This is a genomic window from Kitasatospora sp. NPDC007106 (assembly GCF_040634455.1).
Lineage (GTDB): Bacteria > Actinomycetota > Actinomycetes > Streptomycetales > Streptomycetaceae > Kitasatospora > Kitasatospora arboriphila.
Genome location: NZ_JBEYFP010000456.1, coordinates 1 through 4,792 on the forward strand (window position 1 = coordinate 1; position 4,792 = coordinate 4,792).

A 4,792-nucleotide genomic window follows, 5' to 3' on the forward strand; every position below is an offset into this window, starting at 1 on the left:
GAACACCGCCGCGGCCGCCGCGGCCACCGCCGCCCAGCTCGCCGCCGCCAACGTCGGCCGCTCCGCCGGGACCTGTGCCGACACACCGACCCACAACACCCTGGGCGGCTCCCAGTTCGAGCACAGCTGCGTCGGCTGGGCCGGCGTCCCCGAGTACTGGTGCGCCGACTTCGCGATCTGGGCGTGGCGCAACGCCGGACTCGCCGTCACCGGACTCGACGCCTCCGCGGTCAGCTTCCGCACCTACGGACAGAACAACGGCACCCTGCACACCGCGGCCACCTACCAGCCGCAGCCCGGCGACGCCGTGATCTACGGCACCGGCACCGGCTCGGGCGCCGTCGTCCACCACGTCGGCATCGTCACCTCGGTCGGCGCGGACGGCTCGGTGGTGACCGCCAACGGCGACTGGAACGGCGACCCGAACGCCGTCGACGAGCCCGCGTTCGCCAAGAGCTCCTCCGTGGTGTCGCTGACCGTCCCCGCCTCCGAGCGCGCGGTCGGCAGCGTGCCCGGCACCGTCGACCCCGCCCACGGCTACCGCATCGACGGCTACATCACCCCGGTCACGACCTCCACCGCCAACCCGTACACCCCCGCCCAGGTCTGCGGCCCCGGCTTCGGCGTGATCGACTCGCACGCGTTCGGCGGCGCCACCGCCTACTTGCTGTACGAGGCCTCCAGCGGCCGCAACTGCGTGGTCACCCTGGCCGACCGGCCCTCCGGCGCCGTCCCGATGGACGCCACCCTCACGGTGCAGGGCGGCGCCAGTGCCGCCAACCCCGGCAGCTTCACCTACTACGCGGGCCCGGTGACGCTGGACGCGACGGGCACCTGCGTCGACTGGGGCGGCTCCTACCGAGGCACCACCTGGACGAGCGGCTGGAGCCACTGCGGCTGAACCGGCCGTTGACCGGAATTGATTGACCGGCCCGGACGGGGGCCGGCGGCGGCCCGGCCGAATCCGCCCCGCCGCCGTCCCCGTCCGCGCCCCGGAGCGGGTCGGCCGTGCCGCGCCGCCGTCCGCGCCCACCTCGGAAGACCGGCGCTGCCCGGAGTTGATTGGCCGTCACCGCAAGATCCACCGGTCAACCCCGCACCGGCATAGAACGGAGTCACGCCGGGCGGCGGACCGGGGGACGGGCCCCGCCGCCCGGCGCACCAGGCCGAGGTGTGGGGGAGCGTGGGGATGGAGTTCGGAATACTCGGGCCGCTGCTGGTGCGGGACGCGGAGGGCGACCGCCCGGTGGCCGCGGCCAAACAGCGGGCGCTGCTGGCGGCCCTGCTCGTCCGGCGAGGGCAGGTCGTACCGGCCGACGTACTGGCCGACACGGTGTGGGACGGGTGGCCGCCGCGCACCGCCGCCACCACCCTGCGCAACTACGTGATGCGGCTGCGCAAGGCCCTCGGCGAGGCCGGGCACCGGCTCGCCACGGAGGCCGGCGGCTACCTCCTGGTCGTCGCCGCCGAGGAGTTCGACGCCGACCGGTTCACCCGGCTGCGCGACCTCGGCCACGACCGGCTCCGCAACGGCGACGCCGAGCAGGCCGCCGCCCACTACGAGGCGGCGCTCGCGCTCTGGCGCGGACCCGCCCTCGTCGACGTCCCCTCCGAGGCGCTGCGGCGCTCCGAGGCCGGCCGGCTCGCCGAAGCCCGTCTCGACGTCCTCGAAGGCCGGGCCGAAGCGGCGCTCGCCCTCGGCCGGCACACCGAACTCCTCGGCGAACTGCGGACGCTGACCGCAGCCCACCCCGAACGCGAGCACCTCTGGGCCCAGTTGATGACCGCCCTCTACCGCAGCGGCCGCCAGTCCGAGGCGCTCGCCGTGTACGGGGAGGTCCGCCGGGTGCTCGCCGACGAGTTGGGGGTCGACCCCGGCAGCGAGATCCGCACCGTGCACGGCCGCATCCTGCGCGCCGACCCCGCCCTCGCCGCACCCGCCCGCCCGGCCGCCCGCACCCGTACCGTCCTCGTCACCCCCTTCCAACTCCCGCCCGGCCTGACCGACTTCACCGGCCGGACGGAGCCGGCCGCCGACCTCGCCGCGCTGCTCACCGCCGACGACCGCCGCGCCCCGCTGATCGCGGTCGTCAGCGGCCAGCCCGGTGCGGGCAAGAGCGCCCTCGTCCAGCACGCCGCGCACGACGCCCGCGGCGCCTACCCCGACGGCATCCTCTATGCCGACCTGCGGGGCAGCCGCCGGCAGCCGGCCGCCCCGCACGCCGTGCTCGGCAGCTTCCTGCTGGCCCTCGGCGTGCCCGCCGCCGCCGTTCCGCAGGACACCGACTCCCGGACGGCACTGTTCCGCTCGCTGCTGGCCGGCCGACGGACACTGGTCGTCCTGGACGACGCCCGCGACAGCGCCCACATCCGGCCGCTGATGCCCGCCGGGCCCGGCAACTCCGCCCTGGTCACCGCCCGTACCCGGCTGCCCGACCTCGGCGGCAGCCACGCCCTGCACCTCGGGCCGCTGCCCGCCGACGAGGCCCGGCAGTTCCTCGCCCGGCTGGTCGGCCCGGCCAGGGCGGACGCCGAACCCCGGGCGCTCGGCCAGCTCGCCGCCGCCTGCGGCGGGCTGCCGCTGGCCCTGCGGATCTGCGGTGCCCGGCTCGCCGCCCGGCCCTCCTGGACGGTCCGGCACCTGGTGGAGCGGATCGTCGACGAGGGCCGTGCCCTGGACGAACTCTGCCTCGGCAGCCTGGACGTCCGCGCGGCCTTCGCGGCGGGCTGCGAGAGCCTCGACCCGCCGACCGCCCGCGCCTTCCACCTGCTGGCCCTCGCCCCGACCGACACCGTCGGCCTGAGCACCGCCGCCCGCCTGCTCGGCGAACCCCCGGCCCGCGCCGAACGCGTCCTGGAACGGCTCACCGACGCCGGCCTGCTCACCGCCCGCGAGCCCGGCCGGTACCGCTACGAGCCGCTGCTGCGCGCCTACGCCCGCGAACGCGCCCGGCACCGCCCCGCCCAGGCGTGGTCCGACCCGCACGCTCCCCGCCGCGCCGCCCTGGCCGGCTGACCGGCCCGGCCGCCACCCCGTTTCCGCCGGACCGGTGCGGCCCGGGTCAGTTCGCCGCCGGGGTGACGGTGCGGCGGAGTTCGCGCTTGAGGACCTTGAGGCTGGGGCCGAGCGGGAGTTCGGCGACGATCTCGACCTGGCGCGGGTACTTGTGGCGGCCGAGCCGTTCGGAGGCCCAGGCGGTGATCTCCGAGGGGGCGGGCGGGTCGGCGGGGTCGGCGGGGACGACGACCGCGCAGACCTCCTCGCCGTGCCGGGGGTGCGGCAGGCCGATCACCGCGACCCGGGCGATCGCCGGGTGCCGCAGCAGCACGTCCTCGACCTCGCTCGGGTAGACGTTGAAGCCGCCGCGGATCACCACGTCCTTCGTCCGGTCGACGACGGTGAGGAAGCCGTCCGCGTCCAGCGTGCCGAGGTCGCCGGTGCGCAGCCAGCCGTCCGCCATCGCCTCGGCGGTCGCCTCCGGCAGCCGGTGGTACCCGGCGAAGACGTTGTGGCCGCGGACGACGATCTCGCCGATCCCGCCGGTGGGCAGCAGCTCCAGCGGCCCGGTGCCGGGCCGGGCGATCTCGACCTCGACGCCCCAGACCCGGTGGCCCACGGTGCCCGCCCGACGGCCGAAGTGCGGCTGGTTCACGGCCGCGGTCGGCGAGGTCTCGGAGAGCCCGTACCCCTCGAAGACGGGGGCGCCGAGGTGCTCCTCGACGTCCTCCAGCACGGCGAGCGGCAGGGCGGCGCCGCCGGAGACGCACATCCGCAGCGCCAGCCCCTCCGGCCGGCTGCGGGCGGCGGCCTCGACCAGCGCCGCGTACATGGTGGGGACGCCGTGGAAGACCGTCGCCCGGTGGCGGACCATCAGCTCCATTGCCTGCTCCGGCCGGAACCGCCCCATCAGGACGAGGGTGGCGCCGACCCGGAAGGTCGTGTTCATCGCCACCGTCTGGCCGTAGGCGTGGAACAGCGGCAGGCAGCCGAGCACCACGTCGTCGGGGGTGACGTCGTTGGCGTCGAAGGCGTTGACCACGGCGTTCATCACCAGGTTGAGCTGGGTGAGCACGGCGCCCTTGGGCCGGCCGGTGGTGCCGCTGGTGTACAGCAGCACGGCCGGGTCCTCGGGCTGCCGGGTGGCGTAGCTGCGCAGCGGGGCGGCCGCGGTCTCCTCCAGCCGCGGCAGGACGCCCTGCCAGCCGGGGTCGGGGTCCGGCGTCCCGGCCGCGGCACCGGACTCGTGCTGCCCGGTCGCGGCACCGACGCCGATCGCGGGGATGCCGGCCAGCCAGGCGGCCTCGGCGCCGGCCCCGGCGAGCGCCTGGTCGACGAGCAGCAGCCGGGCGCCGCTGTCCTGCAGCACGAACGCGGCCTCGGCCGGGGTGAGCAGCAGGTGGACGGGGACGACGACCGCCCCGGCGGCGAGGACCGCGTAGTAGGCGCGCGGGAACTCGACGGTGTTGGGCACCATCAGGGCGACCCGGTCGCCCGGGCGGACGCCGAGTGCGGTCAGCGCGCCGCCGCGGGCGAGTGCGCCGGCCCACAGCTCGGCGTACGTCTCGTGCAGCGGGCCGTCGATCACGGCGGTGCGGTCGGGGTACCGGCGGGCGGCCTCGGCGAGGATGCAGGCGAGGGAGAGCGACACGGGGCTGGCACCTTTCGTCGGTCGGTCGGGGGACGGGGGCGGGGGGGGGGGGGGGGGGCCGGCCCCCCCGGGGGGGGGGCCGGGGGGGGGGGGGGAAGGGGGGGGGGGGGGGGGAGAGGGGGGGGTGTGGGGGGGGTGTGTGG

The 4,792-nt window shown here is 76.9% G+C and carries 3 protein-coding genes; 2 read left to right on the forward strand and 1 reads right to left on the reverse strand.

Features of this window, described 5'->3' with window-relative positions; all coding sequences use genetic code 11:
• Nucleotides 1-901: CHAP domain-containing protein (locus tag ABZ641_RS25965; protein ID WP_359985392.1), on the forward strand; the 901-nt coding region annotated here is incomplete at its 5' end.
• Between the two features lie 288 nt (nt 902-1,189).
• Complete coding sequence (locus ABZ641_RS25970) at nt 1,190-3,016, forward strand: BTAD domain-containing putative transcriptional regulator (RefSeq protein WP_359985395.1); 1,827 nt, start codon at nt 1,190-1,192, stop codon at nt 3,014-3,016.
• A gap of 46 nt (nt 3,017-3,062) precedes the next feature.
• On the opposite strand, the gene ABZ641_RS25975 is transcribed toward ABZ641_RS25970, so the two are convergent.
• Nucleotides 3,063-4,649: an AMP-binding protein gene (locus ABZ641_RS25975; RefSeq protein WP_359985398.1), complete on the reverse strand. Its 1,587-nt coding sequence runs from the start codon at nt 4,647-4,649 to the stop codon at nt 3,063-3,065.
• Between the last annotated feature and the right edge of the window lie 143 nt (nt 4,650-4,792).

Excerpts from the sequence above, each read along its gene's own strand:
- ABZ641_RS25970 (WP_359985395.1), top strand. The coding sequence starts at position 1,190 with ATGGAGTTCGGAATACTCGGGCCGCTGCTGGTGCGGGACGCGGAGGGC.